The organism is Streptomyces saintjeani (assembly GCF_055409605.1).
This window is the reverse complement of record NZ_CP189624.1, coordinates 1,503,307-1,518,270: the sequence shown is the minus strand read 5'-3', so window position 1 is coordinate 1,518,270 and position 14,964 is coordinate 1,503,307. Positions and strand designations below refer to the sequence as shown.

The 14,964-nt window shown below is 72.5% G+C and carries 13 protein-coding genes; 3 read left to right on the top strand and 10 right to left on the bottom strand.

What is annotated here, in order from left to right; all coding sequences use genetic code 11:
- Window positions 1–25 precede the first annotated feature (25 nt).
- The 4 genes from ACQCO7_RS06635 to ACQCO7_RS06620 all read right to left on the bottom strand — a co-directional run bounded on the left by ACQCO7_RS06635 (window position 26) and on the right by ACQCO7_RS06620 (window position 5,135).
- Complete coding sequence (locus ACQCO7_RS06635; protein WP_464070945.1) at window positions 26–2,593, bottom strand: ABC transporter permease; 2,568 nt, start codon at window positions 2,591–2,593, stop codon at window positions 26–28.
- A gap of 2 nt (window positions 2,594–2,595) precedes the next feature.
- Complete coding sequence (locus ACQCO7_RS06630) at window positions 2,596–3,603, bottom strand: ABC transporter ATP-binding protein (protein WP_464070944.1); 1,008 nt, start codon at window positions 3,601–3,603, stop codon at window positions 2,596–2,598.
- A 112-nt stretch (window positions 3,604–3,715) separates the two neighbouring features.
- Window positions 3,716–4,372, bottom strand: coding sequence for a class I SAM-dependent methyltransferase (locus ACQCO7_RS06625; RefSeq protein WP_464070943.1), 657 nt, complete (start codon window positions 4,370–4,372; stop codon window positions 3,716–3,718).
- Window positions 4,373–4,448: 76 nt separating this feature from the next.
- Window positions 4,449–5,135 (bottom strand): esterase/lipase family protein, encoded by a 687-nt coding sequence (locus ACQCO7_RS06620; protein ID WP_464070942.1) that lies wholly within the window; start codon window positions 5,133–5,135, stop codon window positions 4,449–4,451.
- A 118-nt stretch (window positions 5,136–5,253) separates the two neighbouring features.
- Between ACQCO7_RS06620 and ACQCO7_RS06615 the strand changes: the two genes are divergently transcribed.
- A complete protein-coding gene (locus tag ACQCO7_RS06615) occupies window positions 5,254–7,701 on the top strand; it encodes a helix-turn-helix transcriptional regulator (protein WP_464077160.1) in 2,448 nt (815 codons plus the stop codon).
- 56 nt (window positions 7,702–7,757) lie between these two features.
- Here the strand turns inward: ACQCO7_RS06615 and bioD are convergent, their stop codons facing one another.
- The 3 genes from bioD to bioB are packed head-to-tail and all read right to left on the bottom strand — an operon-like array spanning window position 7,758 to window position 10,952.
- On the bottom strand, window positions 7,758–8,474 hold the full coding sequence (gene bioD / locus ACQCO7_RS06610) for a dethiobiotin synthase (protein ID WP_464070941.1): 717 nt from the start codon (window positions 8,472–8,474) through the stop codon (window positions 7,758–7,760).
- A gap of 2 nt (window positions 8,475–8,476) precedes the next feature.
- Window positions 8,477–9,751: an adenosylmethionine--8-amino-7-oxononanoate transaminase gene (locus tag ACQCO7_RS06605; RefSeq protein ID WP_464070940.1), complete on the bottom strand. Its 1,275-nt coding sequence runs from the start codon at window positions 9,749–9,751 to the stop codon at window positions 8,477–8,479.
- A complete protein-coding gene (gene bioB, locus ACQCO7_RS06600; protein WP_464070939.1) occupies window positions 9,744–10,952 on the bottom strand; it encodes a biotin synthase BioB in 1,209 nt (402 codons plus the stop codon). The genes ACQCO7_RS06605 and bioB overlap by 8 nt, the downstream gene beginning before the upstream one ends.
- Window positions 10,953–11,099: 147 nt before the next feature.
- On the opposite strand from bioB, the gene ACQCO7_RS06595 reads away from it, so the two are divergent.
- Window positions 11,100–12,227 (top strand): 8-amino-7-oxononanoate synthase, encoded by a 1,128-nt coding sequence (locus tag ACQCO7_RS06595; protein ID WP_464070938.1) that lies wholly within the window; start codon window positions 11,100–11,102, stop codon window positions 12,225–12,227.
- 25 nt (window positions 12,228–12,252) lie between these two features.
- On the opposite strand, the gene ACQCO7_RS06590 is transcribed toward ACQCO7_RS06595, so the two are convergent.
- Both ACQCO7_RS06590 and ACQCO7_RS06585 read right to left on the bottom strand, forming a co-directional pair.
- Complete coding sequence (locus tag ACQCO7_RS06590; RefSeq protein WP_464070937.1) at window positions 12,253–12,459, bottom strand: DUF397 domain-containing protein; 207 nt, start codon at window positions 12,457–12,459, stop codon at window positions 12,253–12,255.
- Between the two features lie 12 nt (window positions 12,460–12,471).
- Window positions 12,472–13,332, bottom strand: a complete 861-nt coding sequence (locus ACQCO7_RS06585) for a helix-turn-helix domain-containing protein (protein ID WP_464070936.1) — start codon at window positions 13,330–13,332, stop codon at window positions 12,472–12,474.
- 227 nt (window positions 13,333–13,559) lie between these two features.
- Here ACQCO7_RS06585 and ACQCO7_RS06580 point away from each other — a divergent pair, with 227 nt between their 5' ends.
- Entirely contained in the window at window positions 13,560–13,997 is a 438-nt protein-coding gene (locus tag ACQCO7_RS06580) for an ATP-binding protein (RefSeq protein WP_464070935.1), read from the top strand.
- On the opposite strand, the gene ACQCO7_RS06575 is transcribed toward ACQCO7_RS06580, so the two are convergent.
- Entirely contained in the window at window positions 13,990–14,463 is a 474-nt protein-coding gene (locus ACQCO7_RS06575) for a C40 family peptidase (protein WP_464070934.1), read from the bottom strand. The two genes, ACQCO7_RS06580 and ACQCO7_RS06575, sit on opposite strands and share 8 nt — an antisense overlap.
- Window positions 14,464–14,964 lie beyond the last annotated feature (501 nt).

Here is a 14,964-nt window from a genome sequence, read left to right as displayed (position 1 = left end):
GACCTGAACGGTCATCCGCATCCCATCACTCGTGCGCGATCGCCGCCAGTACGTTCATCCGTGACGCCCGCAGCGCCGGCAGCAGCGCCGCCACGACCCCGACGACCGCCGAGCCGACCACCACCGCGACGACCGTCCCCCACGGGATAGCCAGCACCGTCATCCCCTGCAACGCCAGCACCTGCTGGATACACACCCCCCACACCAGCCCCAGCGCGAGGCCCAGGACCGCGCCGAACACCGCGATCACCACCGACTCCAGCCGGATCATCCGCCGCAACTGCCGCCGGGCCAGCCCGATCGCCCGCAACAGGCCGATCTCCCGGGTCCGTTCGACCACCGACAGCGCGAGCGTGTTGACGACACCGAGCACCGCGATGACGATCGCCAGGCCCAGGAGCGCGTACACGAGGTAGAGCAGTACCGCGATCTGGTCGTGCACCAGCTTCTTGTAGTCGGCCTGGTCGCGGACCTGCACCTGCGGGTACGGGTCCAGCGTCCGCTCCAGCGCCCCGCGCAGCGCGTCCGCGCCCGTCCCCGGCGCCGCGTCCACGTACACCGCCGACTCCTGGCCGCCCGGCACGAACCGCTCGACCGTCGCGAGCCCCAGGAACAGCCCGCCCTGCGCGCCGAAGCCCTCCGCGGCGTCCTGGTCGGTGAGCGCGCCGACCGTCAGCTCGGTACGCCTGTCGCCCGGGAACTCGGTCGGCAGGACGCTGCCGATCCGTACGCCGTGCTCGCGCGCGAAGTCCACGTCCATCGCCACGTGCCCGGCCGCCAGGGCCGCCGCCGTGTCGCCCCGCGCGTACGTGATGTGCGCGACCTCGTCGAGCTGCGGGTCGTAGCCCGCGGCCGTCGTCTCGACCCGCCTGCCGTCCGGGAGGCGGACCGCGAGGGGCGCGAAGCGGGCGCGGACCGTCAGGCCGACGCCCTCCGTCGCCCGGATCCGGTCGGTGACCTCCTTCGTGAACGGGGTGAAGTTGCCGCTCTGGACGACGAAGTCCGCGCCGAGCGTCTTGTCGATCTGCTGGTCGAAGGAGGCCGACATCGACGCGCTCGCCACCGACATCCCGCCGACCAGCGCGAGGCCCACCATCAGCGCGGACGCCGTCGCGCCCGTACGGCGCGGGTTGCGCAGGGCGTTGCGCTGGCTCATCCGGCCGACCGGGCCGAACAGGGCCGGGAACGCGCCGCCGAGGACCCTGATCACCGGGCGGACCAGCAGAGGGCCCGCCACGACCGTCGCCAGCAGGGTGAGGACGACGCCCAGGCCCAGCAGGGACGCCGCCGACGCCGTTCTCGTCGCCGCCGCGCAGCCCGCCAGCGCCGCCGCGCCCAGTGCGGCCAGGGACGCTCCGACGATCGTCCGCACCCGCAGAGGGCGGCCCACGCCGGCGACCTCCGCGTCCGCGAGCGCCGCCATCGGGGAGACGGCCGCCGCCCGGCGCGCGGGCAGGTACGCGGCGACGAACGTGACACCGACACCCACCGCGTACGCCGCGACCGGGGTCGGCCAGCCGACCACCATCTCCGTCGTCTTCAGGTTCATCCCGAACAGGGACATCAGCTTGATCAGGCCCGCCGCCAGGCCGATGCCCGCCGCGAGGCCCAGGGTGGAGCCGGTGAGACCCAGCAGGACGGCTTCCGTCAGGACCGAGCGGCGCACCTGACGGCGGTCCGCGCCCAGCGCCCTCAGCAGGCCCAGCTCCCTGGTGCGCTGGGCGATCAGCATCGAGAACGTGTTGACGATCAGGAACACGCCGACGAGGACGGCGACGCCCGCGAAGCCGAGCATCACGTACTTGATCACGTCCAGGAATCCGCCGAGCTGCTCCGCCGAGGACTTCGCCTGCTCGTCGGCCGTCTTCACGTCGTACGGGCCCGCGCCGAGAGCGCTCGCCACGCGTGCCTTGAGGGCCTCGTCCGACACGCCCGGCGCCGCGCGCAGCTCGATCGCGGTCGCGCGGTCCGCCGAGCCGAGCAACTCCCTGGCTGCGACCTCAGGGTCCAGGAAGACGAGGGCCGCGCCGGGGTTGGTGGTCGTGAAGGTGACGATCCCCACGACGGTGACCTTGAACGTGCCCGGCTGCGCCATCACCGTCAGCCGGTCGCCGATCCGTACGTCCTTCTTGTCGGCCGTGTCCGCGTCCAGCAGTGCTCCCCCGGCGCCGCGCGGGGGCCTGCCGGAGGTCAGTTTCACCGGGCTGCGGTCGGTGAGGTGCCAGTCCAGGGCGAGGGTGGGGGCGCCTGTCGTCGGTCCGACCGGGTCGTTCTCGGCGTCGACGACCGTCGCGTTCTCGACGTTCACCTCCGCGTGTGTGCCCGCCACGCCGGGGAGTGCCGCGAGGCGCTTTTCGAGGGTGGCGGGGAGGGTCTGGACGGCGCCGGTGGGGACCGACGAGGTGAGGTCGTTCTTCGGTGCCACCGTCACGTCCGCCGAGGTGGAGGCGAAGAGACGGTCGAACGTCCGCGTCACGGTGTCCGAGAAGATCAGGCTGCCCGCCACGAACGCGACGGACAGGACGACGGCGAGGGCGGACAGCAGGAGCCGGCCTTTGTGGGCGAGGAAGCTGCGGAGGGTGGCCTTGAGCATGGTCAGTCCTCCGCGCGGGGGCCGGAGCGGGGGGCCGGGGGTGCGTCGGGGCCGGGAAAGGGATCGCCGGCCCCGGCTTCCGCCGGACCCGGGCCTCGCGGGCGGTGGGCGTCGGCGGTCGCCGGGTCTCCCGCGAGGGCCTCGCGAGCCGGCCGCTCCCGTCCGCGCACCTCGCCGTCCCCCGCCCCCCTCCCGCCGGCCTGCGCCTCCACCCCGGGCGACTCCCGCACCCCGTCCGTCTCCGGCGGCGAGACATCCCCGCCCGCGAACAGGCGCAGCCGCTCCAACACCCCCTCCGCCGTGGGCCGTTCCATGTCCTCCACGATGCGGCCGTCCGCCAGGAACAGGACCAGGTCGGAGTGGGCGGCGGCGGTCGGGTCGTGGGTGACCATCACGACCGTCTGGCCGAGGGCGTCCACCGCCCGGCGGAGGATCGTGAGGACCTCCAGGCCCGCGCGGGAGTCGAGGTTGCCGGTGGGCTCGTCGGCGAAGATCAGGTCGGGGCGGGAGATCAGGGCGCGGGCGCAGGCCACGCGTTGCTGCTGGCCGCCGGAGAGCTGGGCGGGGCGGTGCTTCAGACGGTCGCGCAGGCCCAGGGTGCCGATGATCTCGGCCAGCCACTTCTGGTCCGGTTTGCGGCCCGCGATGTCCATGGGGAGCGTGATGTTCTCCGCCGCCGTCAGCGTCGGGATCAGGTTGAAGGACTGGAACATGAAGCCGACCCGGTCGCGCCGTAAGCGGGTCAGCTCGCGGTCGTTCAGGGTCGTGATCTCCGTGTCGCCCAGCCAGACGCGGCCCGCCGAGACCGTGTCCAGACCGGCGAGGCAGTGCATCAGCGTCGACTTGCCCGACCCCGAGGGGCCCATCACCGCCGTGAACCGGCCGCGTGCGATGTCCACGTCGACTCCGTCCAGCGCCAGGACGACGGTCTCTCCGGAGCCGTACGCCTTCGTCAGGCCCCGCGCCCGGGCCGCGACCCCGGAGTCCTGCTGCACGGCGGATCGGGACAATGCGGCCTCCTCACTCGGTGCCTTCCTCGTGGCTCCGAGCGTAGGGTCGCCGACCGCGCGGACGGTATCCCTCTCAAGTCCCCAACTCCCTCTCCACCCACGGGTGGAGACCTCAGCCGGCAGGGCGACGAGCCGTCCCCAGAACGCAGTACGAAGCCGGCGTCACCAACCCCTTGGGCGGCACCAGCAACCGCCGGTGCTCCCCGAGTTCGAACCCCGCCCCCACGATCGACGCCACCGGGTCCCGGCCCAGACGGCACCCCCCGAACAGCACCGGCCACACCGTCCGGTCCAACCCCCGCTGCACCCCCCGCATCACCGCACCCCCACCGCGCCCGTGCTCGAAGAACCGCAGCTCACCCCCCGGCCGCAGCACCCGCCGGACCTCCCGCAGCGCCCGCTCCACATCCCGCACGCTGCACAGCGTCAGCGACAGCACGGCAGCGTCGAACGCCTCGCTCTTGACGGGCAGCGCCTCCGCGACCCCCGGCACGACGTCGATCGGCACCTCGGCACGCAGCGCGGCCACCCGCGCCGACTGCCGCAGCAGCCGTTCCGGTTCGAGGGCGACGACCTCGGAGACGCCCGCCGGATAGTGCGCGAAGTTCAGCCCGTTCCCGGCACCGATCTCGATCACCCGTCCCGAGAGCCCCGCCAGCAGCTCGGTGCGCAGCGGGCCGACGGACGGCTCGGCCGCGACGCTGAACCGCGTGTAGAAGCGCGCGAAGACCGGATGGCGGACGGCGTCCTTGGGGGTGCGCGTCGGCATGGGGGACCTCCTGCCCGCGGGCTCTGCCGCGATTGTCCCCCGCGCGGGCGCCACGCACCCCCTCGGAAACGAGCCGTCAGGCGATGAAGTCGCGGACCTGCTGGTAGACGCCGTAATCGTTGTTCATGTCGGTGTGCGAGATACACCCGACCTCGACGTTCGTCGCCCCGCTCAGGATCGCCGTCGTGTCCGGCGTGAGCGCGTCGTCGCAGTTCGACCAGTAGCTCGCGTACGACACGCCGCCCGGCGTCTCGTCACCCGAGTTCAGGGACGTCAGGAACGAGCTGCCGGTGTTCATCTCCGAGCACGACGTGTACAGCCACGCGCACCAGCCGGCGGTCGTCGTCCCGTGGTTGACGCCCGCCGTCGACACGAAGTCGTCGACATAGGCCGTTCCACCGAGGTTCTTCAGGTAGTAACGCGTGCTGAGCACACCCATGGAATGAGCGACGATGTCGACCTTCGAAGCGCCCGTGCGGGCGAGGACGTTCCTGACCTCCGTGGCGAGCTGCTGCGCGGTCGTGACGTTCGACTGCGTCCAGCTGTACGACCACGCGTCCAGCTCGGACGCGGTGTAGCCGTCCGCCTTGAAGTCCGCGATCCAGTCGTCCCAGCTGCTGGCGTCACTGCTGAGACCGTGAACGAAGATGACCGGATTGTGCGTCACCGCGTGGGCGGCCGGAACGGACAGGGAGAGCGACAGAAGGAGCGAAGCGAACACGGCCGAGACGGCCGCGGCGATGCGACGCATGGGGCGCTGCATGATGCCTCCTGGTACGGGTGGGGTCGCCAGGAGTGTCCGGTGGCGTCTACGCGCGCCGCATCGGTGAAGTCGCCGGTCTTTACGGCTCAAGTAACCCGCCAGTAACGTGAATCGTGTGGTGACTCCGGTGACTCCCCCCACGCTCGACCGCACTTCGCCACCGCCCCGCCCCGCCTTCGCCCCCACCGAAGGCGTCCGGGCGCGGGTACGCGTACGCGCGTACGGCGACCCCCACGCCGCCGCCGAGATCACGGCGCGCCTGACCGCACGGCAGGCGGCCGGCCTCGACCCCCTGCCCTCCGAACCCGCCGCGCTCGCCCCCGAACTCCTGCGCGCGCGAAGACGCGAGATCCACGCGCTCCCCGAGGACACGCGCCGCCTGCTCCTGCTCGCCGCCGCCGACCAGCACCCCGTCCCGACCCGCGCCTTCCTGCGCGCGGTGACCGCCGCCGACCTCGACGCGCGCCCCCTGGAGGCCGCCGAGACCACGGGGCTCGCCTGCGCCACCCCCGACGGCGTCGCCTTCCGTGACCACTGGATCCGCGTCGCCGCGTACGAGACGGCGACCCCCACGGACCGCCGCGACGCCCACCGCCTCCTCGCGCGCGTGCTGAACGGCGCCGCCGAGGCCCCGTACCGCGCCTGGCACCGGGGCGCGGGCGCCCTCGGGCCCAGCGGACGGCTCGCCGGGGAACTCGCCTCGGCGGCCACCCACGCGCGCGCGGCGGGCGTCCCCTCCCTCGCCCGCGCCCTCACGGAACGCGCCGCGACCCTCGCCCCCGACCCCGCCGTCCGCACCCGCCTCCTCGCCCGCGCCGCCGCCGACGCCTGGGAGGCGGGCGACGGCGACCACGCCCGCCTCCTCGCCACCCGCACCGACGCCGACGCCCTCTCGGGGGTCCTGGCACTGCGCGCGGGCAACGCGGGGGAGGCGTTCGACGCGGTGCTGGCGGGGGTGGTGAGGAGGAGCGGGACGGGGAACACCGAAGAGGACGGAACGTTTCGCCACACCAGCGCCGTGGGCAACGCCAGTGCCACGGGCAACGCGGGCGTCACAGACAACGCCAGCGCCACAGACAACACCGGCCACGCCGCCACCCGTCGCGCCGACGCCGCCCACCACGTGGGTTCCGCCGACAACACCGGCTCCGCCGACAACACCGGCTCCGCCGACAACACCGGCTCCGCCAGCCACGAAAACCCCGCGAGACACCCCCGCACCACCCCCGCCCGTCACAAAACCACCCCCCACACCACCCCCGACCCCACCGACACCCCCCACCTCCTGGCCCGAGCCACCGAAGCCGCCATCTACACCGGCGACCTCCGCCGCTGCCGAGAAGCCCTCGCCCTCACCCGCCGCACCGGCATCACCCCACCCGGAGTCCTCCCCGGCCTGGCAGCCGCAGTGGACGGCCGCTACCGGGACGCGAGAGACCTCCTGGAAGCCGCCGCAGGCCGCTGCGGACCCGGCGGTGACCCCACCCTCCTCGTGCACGCCGGCATCGCCGCGCTGATGCTCGGCGACCACACCCGGGCCGCCACCGCGACGCTCAGGGCGGCCGAGTCCGCGAGGGCGAGGGGCGCCGCCGGTACGGTCGTGCAGGCGCGGGAGTTCCAGGTGTACGCCGACTTCTGGACCGGACGTCCACGCGCGGCGGAGGCGGCGGCGCTGGAGGCCCTGCGGGAGGCGTACACGACCGGCCAGGACAACGCGGCGTGCCACCTCCAGGCCGCCCTGGCGATGTTCGCGGCGCTCACCGGGGACGCCGACCTGTGCCGGGAACGGGCCGCAGCCGCCCGCGAACACGCCCTCGCACACGGCCTCGGCCTCCCCGCAGCCCTCGCCCAGTGGGCCCTCGCGGTCCTGGACCTCGGCACCGGACAGTTCGACGGCGCCGCCGCCAGGCTCCGCGCGCTCGCCGGGTTCGGCCCGGGCCACGGCCACCGCGCGATACGGCACCTCGCGACCCCCGCGTACGTCGAGGCGGCCGTCCGCACGGGGGACACCCGCGTCGCGAAGGCCGCGCACGCCGACTACGACCGCTGGGCGCGAGCCGTCCGCAGCCCCGACGACCTCGCCCTGAGCGCCCGTTGCCGGGCCCTGCTCACCCCCGGTGCCGAGGCCGTCGACCACTACCGCGCCGCCCTCGACCTGCACGCCGGAGGCACCCGCGACTTCGAACGGGCCCGCACGGAGCTGCTGTTCGGCAGCGCGCTACGACGCCTGCGCCGCCGCACCGAGGCAAGGGACCGCCTGCACAGCGCACTTGAGGCGTTCACCTCCTTCGGCTCCCCCCACTGCGCGGACCTCGCGCGCGCCGAACTGCGCGCCCTGGGCGCACCGGCCGCGCCGCTACGCGTGTCCACCAGCCCCGTCGACACGCTCACGGCCCAGCAGCTGCTGGTCGCCCGCATGGCCGCCGACGGCGCGACGAACCGGGAGATCGCCGGACGGCTCGCACTGAGCCCGCGCACGATCGACCACCATCTGAGGGGAGTCTTCACCCGGCTGGGGATCAGGTCGCGGATCGAACTGGTACGCATCCTGGCGGAGTCGCCGTAGGACAAGGAGTCGCCGTAAGGCAAAGGGAGTTGGGCACAAAGCCCAACTCCCCCGACTCATCCCAACCCCGCCCGGAACTCCTCCGCGTCCCACGTCCCCTCCAACCGCCCCGCCAGCCAACTCCCCGCCCCCGCACGGAAGTCACCCGGCGACAACGCCCCCACCCCCTCCGGCAGCACCCCCAGCAACGGCGCCCCCGACACCACCGGCAGATCCTCCACATTGCACCGCATCGCCAGATCCGGCACCCGAGGCCAGCTCCCGATGACGACCCCGAGCAACTCCACCTCACGGGACCGGAGTTCACGGGCCGTCAGCTCGGTCGTGTTCAGCGTCCCGAGCCCCGCCGAGGCGACCAGCAGCACCGGCGCCCCCAACAGCGCGGCGACATCGGCGAGGTTGCCGCCCTCCTCGTCGAACCGCACGAGCAGCCCCCCGGCCCCCTCGACGAGCACCAGGTCGTGCTCCACGGCCAGCTTCTGCGCCCGCTCGACCACCTCGTGAGGCCGCACCGGAGCAAGTCCAGCCCGCCGGGCAGCAGTTGCCGGAGCGAGCGGCTCGGGATAGCGAGCGCACTCGGCGACGGTGACCGCCGCCCCGGCGAGCCGGGCGACCTCGGCGGCGTCCCCCGACTCCCCGGGCCCCACCCCGGTCTGCGCGGCCTTCAGCACGGCGACCGAACGCCCCGCCGCGACCGCGGCGGCGGCAACCGCCGCCGTGACAGCGGTCTTTCCGACCTCCGTACCCGTCCCCGTGACGACCAGGACCGCCATGCTCATCCCTCCCGTGCGGCGGCGCACACCGCGCGCGCGATCCGGGCGACGTCGTCGTCGCCGGTGACGTACGGCGGCATCGTGTACACGAGATCGCGGAACGGCCGCAGCCACACGCCCTCGCGGACGGCCGCCGCCGTGGCCGCCGCCATGTCGACGGGATGGTCCAACTGGACGACCCCGATGGCTCCGAGGACCCGGACGTCCTCAACGCCAGGAATCCCCCGAGCTGTTGACAGCCCCTCCGCCAACCCCGTCTCGATCCGCTTCACCTCGGCCGCCCAGTCCTGCCCGAGCAGCAGCTCGATCGAGGCACGCGCGACGGCGGCGGCGAGCGGATTGCCCATGAACGTCGGCCCGTGCGCCAGCACCGGGACCTCGCCGCGCGAGATCCCCTCGGCCACCCGCGCCGTGCACAGCGTCGCCGCGAGCGTCATGTAACCGCCGGTCAGCGCCTTGCCGACGCACATCACGTCCGGCGTCACCGCCGCGTGATCCGCCGCGAACAGCGCACCCGTACGGCCGAACCCGGTCGCGATCTCGTCGAACACGAGCAGCACGTCGTGCTCGTCGCACGCCTCGCGCAGCACGCGCAGATACGCGGGGGAGTGGAACCGCATCCCGCCCGCACCCTGCACGACGGGTTCCACGATGACGGCGGCCAGCTCGTCCGCGTGGCGCGCGATCGCCGCGCGCAGCTCATCGGCGTACCCCTCGTCGAACTCCGACGGGGGTGCGCCCACGAAGAGTTGGCGGGGCAGGACGCCCGACCACAGCTCGTGCATCCCCCCTTCGGGGTCGCACACGGACATCGGGTGCCAGGTGTCGCCGTGGTAGCCGCCGCGCCAGGTCAGCAGGCGCTGCTTGGCTGGGCGGCCCAGTGAACGCCAGTACTGGAGGCACATCTTGACCGCGACCTCGACCGACACCGACCCCGAGTCCGCGAGGAACACGTGCTCCAGGCCCTCGGGGGTGATGTCGACGAGCGACTTCGCGAGCAGGACGGCGGGTTCGTGGGTGAGACCGCCGAACATCACGTGGCTCATCCGGCCGAGCTGCTCGCGCGCGGCCTCGTCCAGCGCCGGGTGCCGGTAGCCGTGGATCGCCGACCACCACGAGGACATGCCGTCCACCAACTCGCCCCGGCCGTCCGCGAGCCGGAGCCGGACGCCGCTCGCCGCCTCGACGACGAGCGGTTCGACGGCGCCCGGCATCGGACCGTACGGATGCCAGACGTGCCGTCGGTCCAGCTCCAACAGCTCGGGTACGTCAGGCATTCGGCGCGAGATCCGTTCCGACGCCGCGACGACGGACGGCGACGAGGTCGGTACGGGGTTCACCGGACGAGGCCGCGACAGACGGCGCCGGCTCCGACGTACCGCACACGCCACCGCCACCGCCACCACAGCCGGACGCGTCACCCTCATGACCCCCGCACCCGGCAGACTCCGCAGACCCGCAGCCACCCACCCGCACCCGGTGCTCCGGCAACGTCACCTGATCCGCGCCCTCCACCTCGAACCCGGCGTCCGCGATCATGTCCAGGTCCGCCTGCCCGGCCTGCCCCTCGGTCGTCAGATAGTCCCCGAGGAAGATCGAATTGGCGAGATGCAGCGCCACCGGCTGCATCGACCGCAGATGCACCTCCCGCCCGCCCGCGATCCGCACCTCGATGTCGGGGCACACGAACCGCACCATCGCGAGGATCCGCAGACAGTGCTGCGGGCTGAGGTGCCACTCCTTCGCGAGCGGCGTCCCCTCGACGGGGATGAGGAAGTTGACCGGCACCGAGTCGGGGTCGAGCGCGCGCAGCGAGAAGACGACGTCGACGAGGTCCTCGTCGCTCTCGCCCATGCCCGCGATGAGCCCGGAACAGGCGGAGAGCCCGGCCGCGTGCGCCTTGCCGACGGTGTCGACGCGGTCCGCGTACGTATGGGTCGTCGTGATCTCGCCGTACGTCGACTCGGACGTGTTGAGGTTGTGGTTGTACGCGTCCGCGCCGGCCTCGCGCAGCCGCTCCGCCTGCCCGTCGGTGAGCAGGCCGAGGCAGGCGCAGACCTCGACGCCCTCGTTCTGGTCCTTGATCGTGCGGATCGTCTCGGAGACCCGGTCGACGTCCCGGTCCGTCGGACCGCGCCCGGAGGCGACCAGGCAGACCCGCTTGGCGCCCCCGGCGACCCCGGCGGCGGCCGTGCGGGACGCCTCGTCCGGCTTGATCCAGGTGTACTTGAGGATGCCGGTCGTGGAGCCGAGGCGCTGGGAGCAGTACGAGCAGTCCTCGGGGCACAGGCCCGACTTGAGGTTGATCAGGTAGTTCAGCTTCACCCGGCGCCCGAACCAGTGCCGGCGCACCTTCCCGGCCGCGGCCACCACGTCCAGCACGTCGTCGTCCGAGGTGCGCAGCACGGCGAGCGCTTCCTCGCGGGTCGGCGGCTCGCGCCGAAGCCCCTTGTCCACCAGCGTCGTCAGCAGGTCCATGAGAGCCGATCCTGTCCTACCGGGCCGCCCCGGGCCAAGGTGGGGATCGCACAACAGACCCCGCTTGACGTGTGGGTATTGCCACACAGTGGGCGGCTTGTCGGCCCGCTAATGTCTGTTCGCTGTCTACAAAGCCCCGGAGGAACCATGGCGTTCGGCTGGATCGACGACCACGCGGAGGTGCGCCGCCGCGCCGGACTCGTCCGCACCCTGCGCCCCCGCCCCGCCGACAGCCCGCTGCTCGACCTCGCGAGCAACGACTACCTGGGCCTGGCCCGCCACCCCGAGGTCACCGAGGGCGCGGCGCGGGCGGCCAGGACCTGGGGCGGCGGCGCCACCGGCTCCCGCCTGGTCACCGGCACGACCGAGCTGCACGCCGAACTGGAGCGCGAACTCGCCGAGTTCTGCGGCGCCGAGGCGGCCCTCGTGTTCTCCTCCGGCTACGCCGCGAACCTCGCCGCGGTCACCGCCCTCGCCCCCGAAGGCACCCTGGTCCTCTCCGACGCGGGCAACCACGCCTCCCTCATCGACGGCTGCCGCCTGGCCCGGGGCACCGTCCAGGTCGTCGGCCACGCCGACTCGGAGGCCGTGCGCAAGACGCTGCGTACGTACGACGGCGAGGCGATCGTCGTCTCCGACACCGTGTTCTCCGTGGACGGCGACGCGGCCCCCCTGGACCGGCTCGCGGCGGCCTGCCGGGAAGCGGGCGCCGGGCTGGTCGTGGACGACGCGCACGGCCTCGGGGTGATCGGCGACGGCGGGCGCGGAGCGCCGTACGCGGCCGGGCTCGCGGGCGCGGACGACGTCGTCGTCACCGTCACGCTGTCGAAGTCGCTCGGCAGCCAGGGCGGCGCGGTGCTGGGACCGGCGAAGGTGATCGACCATCTCGTCAACGCGGCCCGCACGTTCATCTTCGACACGGGACTCGCCCCGGCGGCGGCCGGAGCCGCCCTCGCGGCTCTGCGGCTGCTGCGGCGGGAACCCGAACGGGCGCAGCGGGCCCGCGCGGTGGCGGGCGAGCTGCACGACCGGCTGACGGCCGCGGGCCTGGACGCGGTACGCCCGGACGCCGCGGTCGTCTCCGTGCGCGCCCCGTCGCCCGAGGCGGCCGTCCGCTGGGCGGCGGACTGCCGGGCGGCGGGGCTCGCGGTGGGGTGCTTCCGTCCCCCTTCCGTGCCCGACGGTGTCTCACGGCTGCGGCTGACCGCCCGCGCGGACCTCTCCGGGGTGGAAGTGGCCCGCGCGGTGCGGGTGATCGACGCGACACGACCATGAGTCGGCGACACGGCCGTGCGGTAGCTCAGAGTGCCGAGGCGAACTCCGTCCAGCTCCCCTGGGTGAAGAGCAGCGCGGGTCCGGTGGGGGACTTGGAGTCGCGGACCGCGAGGAGACCCGAGTACGGGGCTGTCTCCACGCAGTTGTTGGCTCCGGTGCTGTAGCTGCTGCGCAGCCATCGAGCCTCGTGCAGAGCGGTTGCGGAAGGAACGTTCCGAGGCAGTGCTGACATGGGGGTGCCTCCTTACGCGCCGTCACCTGTCCCGGCGATGAAATCCAATGAGTCCTCGGGTGAAAGGGCATGGATCTGAAGCTTGGTGAAAGCCTCCGAGTAGGCCCGGAGGTCTTCCTTCCCCTCAAGGTGATGACTACTCGTCAAATGGTCGAGAACGACCACATCCAGATCGGAGACGCTCGAAAACGAGAAGACTACGAAAGGCCCGGTCACCCCGATATGCGCCCCCGCCGAGAACGGGAGTACCTGGAGCGTCACTTGGGGGAGTTTCGCGGCTTCCAGCAACCGTTCCAGTTGCGCCGCCATCACCTCGGGACCGCCCACCTGACGGCGCAGCACCGCCTCGTCGAGGACGGCGCTCAGCAGCAGCGGCGGGTTCCCGAGCAGCACGTCCTGGCGGGCCAGCCGCACCTCCACCAGCGCGTCCAACTGCTCCTCGTCCACGCCTTCCAGGGCCGAGCGGGTCACCGCGCGGGCGTACTCGGGGGTCTGGAGCAGCCCCGGGACCACCGTCGTCTCCAGCGTGCGCATCGCGCTCGCCTGCGACTCCAGGCTGATGAAGTCCCGGTACGTGGGCGGCAGCAGGCCCCGGTAGGCGTGCCACCAGTGGTCCCGCCCGACCCCCTCACCACCCCCGGCGAGCACCAGCATCAGCTCCCGCAGCCGGACGTCGGCCACCCCGTAGGCGTCCAGCAGCAGCGCCACATCGGCCGGTTTCGCACTGCTGGTGCCGGTCTCGATCCGGCTCACCTTCGACTGGTGCCAGCCCACCAGCCGGGCCGCCTCGCCGCTCGTGAGCCGGGCCCGATTGCGTAACGCACGCAGTTCCGCCCCCAGTTTGCGGCGGCGCACCGCCGGGCCGTGTTGCATGCCCTTACTCCTCACTGCTCCCCATTACTCCCTGCGCGCCGCCCAAATCCGATCTGCCGTAGCAGAGTTCACCGCTTCGGGCGACAGATATATGCACATCCTGGTGGATCGCCGCACAGAAGGCCCGTGGAAATGGCAGTCTGACGGTGAAGCACCAGTCCGGGACCGTACTCGAACCATCCGCCTCGTGTCGGACGCCGGTCCCGTGGGAAAGGGACGACGTCGCCATGGCAGACCACCTGGAAGCATCCGTCACCCTGCCGAGCGACCCCGTGTCGGTCGCCGCGGCCCGTACCTTCACCGCGGGCACGCTCGCGGAGTGGGGCCTGCCGCCCGGCGAGGACCTCGCCGAGACCATCCGCCTGATCGTCTCCGAGCTCGCCACCAACGCCGTCCAGCACACCCTCGGCCAGTCGCCGACCTTCACCGTCGCCCTCGTCCTCGACCGGGACGAGCAGGTCAGCGTCGGCGTCACCGACAGCCATCCGCGCCTCCCCAAACGCCTTCCGGCCGCTGTCCAGCAGGACAACGGCCGGGGGATGGTGATCATCCGCTCGCTGGCGGCGGAGTACGGCGGGCGCCTCAGGGTGCGGCCCACCCAGGAGGGCGGCAAGACGGTCCTGTGCGAGCTGCCCTGGACGGCGACGGTGGAGCGGGCTACTTGACCCGGCCGTACCAGACGCTCTTGGTCCAGATCTTCTGGAGGCGTACCACGTCACCGGTCTTCGGCGAGTGCCAGATCTTGTTGTTCCCGGCGTATATCGCCACGTGGTAGACGTTCGAGCCGGAGTGGAAGAAGACCAGGTCTCCCTTCTGCCGCTTCGACGCGGAGATGTGCTTGGTCTTGTTGTACTGCTGGGTGGTCGTGCGCGGCAGGGACTTGCCCGCCTTCTTGAACGCGTACTGCGTGAGCCCCGAGCAGTCGAACCGCTTCGGTCCGGCGGCGCCGTACTTGTACGGGGCGCCCTTCTTGGACGCCGCGATCTGGAGCGCCTTCGCCGAGACGGTGGCCGCCTCGGCTCCGGAGGCGACACCCGGTACGACCACCGAGCCGCCCACGGCGGCCAGTGCGAAGGCCGAGACCGTTCCGGCGCGGACCATCATCGACGGGACACGATTGAGCGCAGTCATGCGCAACCCTTCGTCAACCGCCTGAGAAGGATGACCTGTCGGATTCGGGCTGGCGAAGTTGGCCCGGCCGTGTCACCACGGCTTCACCCCAAGGGCTGCGCGGTACGGCCGTGGCGCGACCGTTCCGGCGACCCGTACTGCTCGGGTCCTCCACTCCTGCCGATGCACTCCTGTCGACTCGGTCAATCCGGGCAGCGGCAGGACTCGGCGTCCACCCGGACCGCCCCGCCTCTGGTGGCGGGGGCTTGTCGTCAGTCAGGGATCTTGACTCACTCGTGACCGAAATACCCAACGAATTCGAGGATTTGTGGCCTTACTCACGACTGGGCCATTCGGGTGAACAGTTCAGGAACCGGTCACGTGTCCGTCACCTGCGCGGCCGTCGATCAGGGCGGGAATGCCCCGGTCCGCACCCCGTCTCCGCAGGTTGCGCAAGCTCTGGGGGCCGCCCGGGGGAAACCTCGTTACGCCGAACGGGGGACGTTTCTACGCCACTGTCCG

Coding starts and splice junctions, on each gene's coding strand:
- ACQCO7_RS06625 (WP_464070943.1), bottom strand. CDS start 4,372: ATGCCGACGCGCACCCCCAAGGACGCCGTCCGCCATCCGGTCTTCGCG.
- ACQCO7_RS06590 (WP_464070937.1), bottom strand. CDS start 12,459: ATGTCAGCACTGCCTCGGAACGTTCCTTCCGCAACCGCTCTGCACGAG.
- ACQCO7_RS06595 (WP_464070938.1), top strand. CDS start 11,100: ATGGCGTTCGGCTGGATCGACGACCACGCGGAGGTGCGCCGCCGCGCC.
- bioB (WP_464070939.1), bottom strand. CDS start 10,952: ATGGACCTGCTGACGACGCTGGTGGACAAGGGGCTTCGGCGCGAGCCG.
- ACQCO7_RS06605 (WP_464070940.1), bottom strand. CDS start 9,751: ATGCCTGACGTACCCGAGCTGTTGGAGCTGGACCGACGGCACGTCTGG.
- ACQCO7_RS06575 (WP_464070934.1), bottom strand. CDS start 14,463: ATGACTGCGCTCAATCGTGTCCCGTCGATGATGGTCCGCGCCGGAACG.
- ACQCO7_RS06585 (WP_464070936.1), bottom strand. CDS start 13,332: ATGCAACACGGCCCGGCGGTGCGCCGCCGCAAACTGGGGGCGGAACTG.
- bioD (WP_464070941.1), bottom strand. CDS start 8,474: ATGGCGGTCCTGGTCGTCACGGGGACGGGTACGGAGGTCGGAAAGACC.
- ACQCO7_RS06580 (WP_464070935.1), top strand. CDS start 13,560: ATGGCAGACCACCTGGAAGCATCCGTCACCCTGCCGAGCGACCCCGTG.
- ACQCO7_RS06635 (WP_464070945.1), bottom strand. CDS start 2,593: ATGCTCAAGGCCACCCTCCGCAGCTTCCTCGCCCACAAAGGCCGGCTC.
- ACQCO7_RS06620 (WP_464070942.1), bottom strand. CDS start 5,135: ATGCAGCGCCCCATGCGTCGCATCGCCGCGGCCGTCTCGGCCGTGTTC.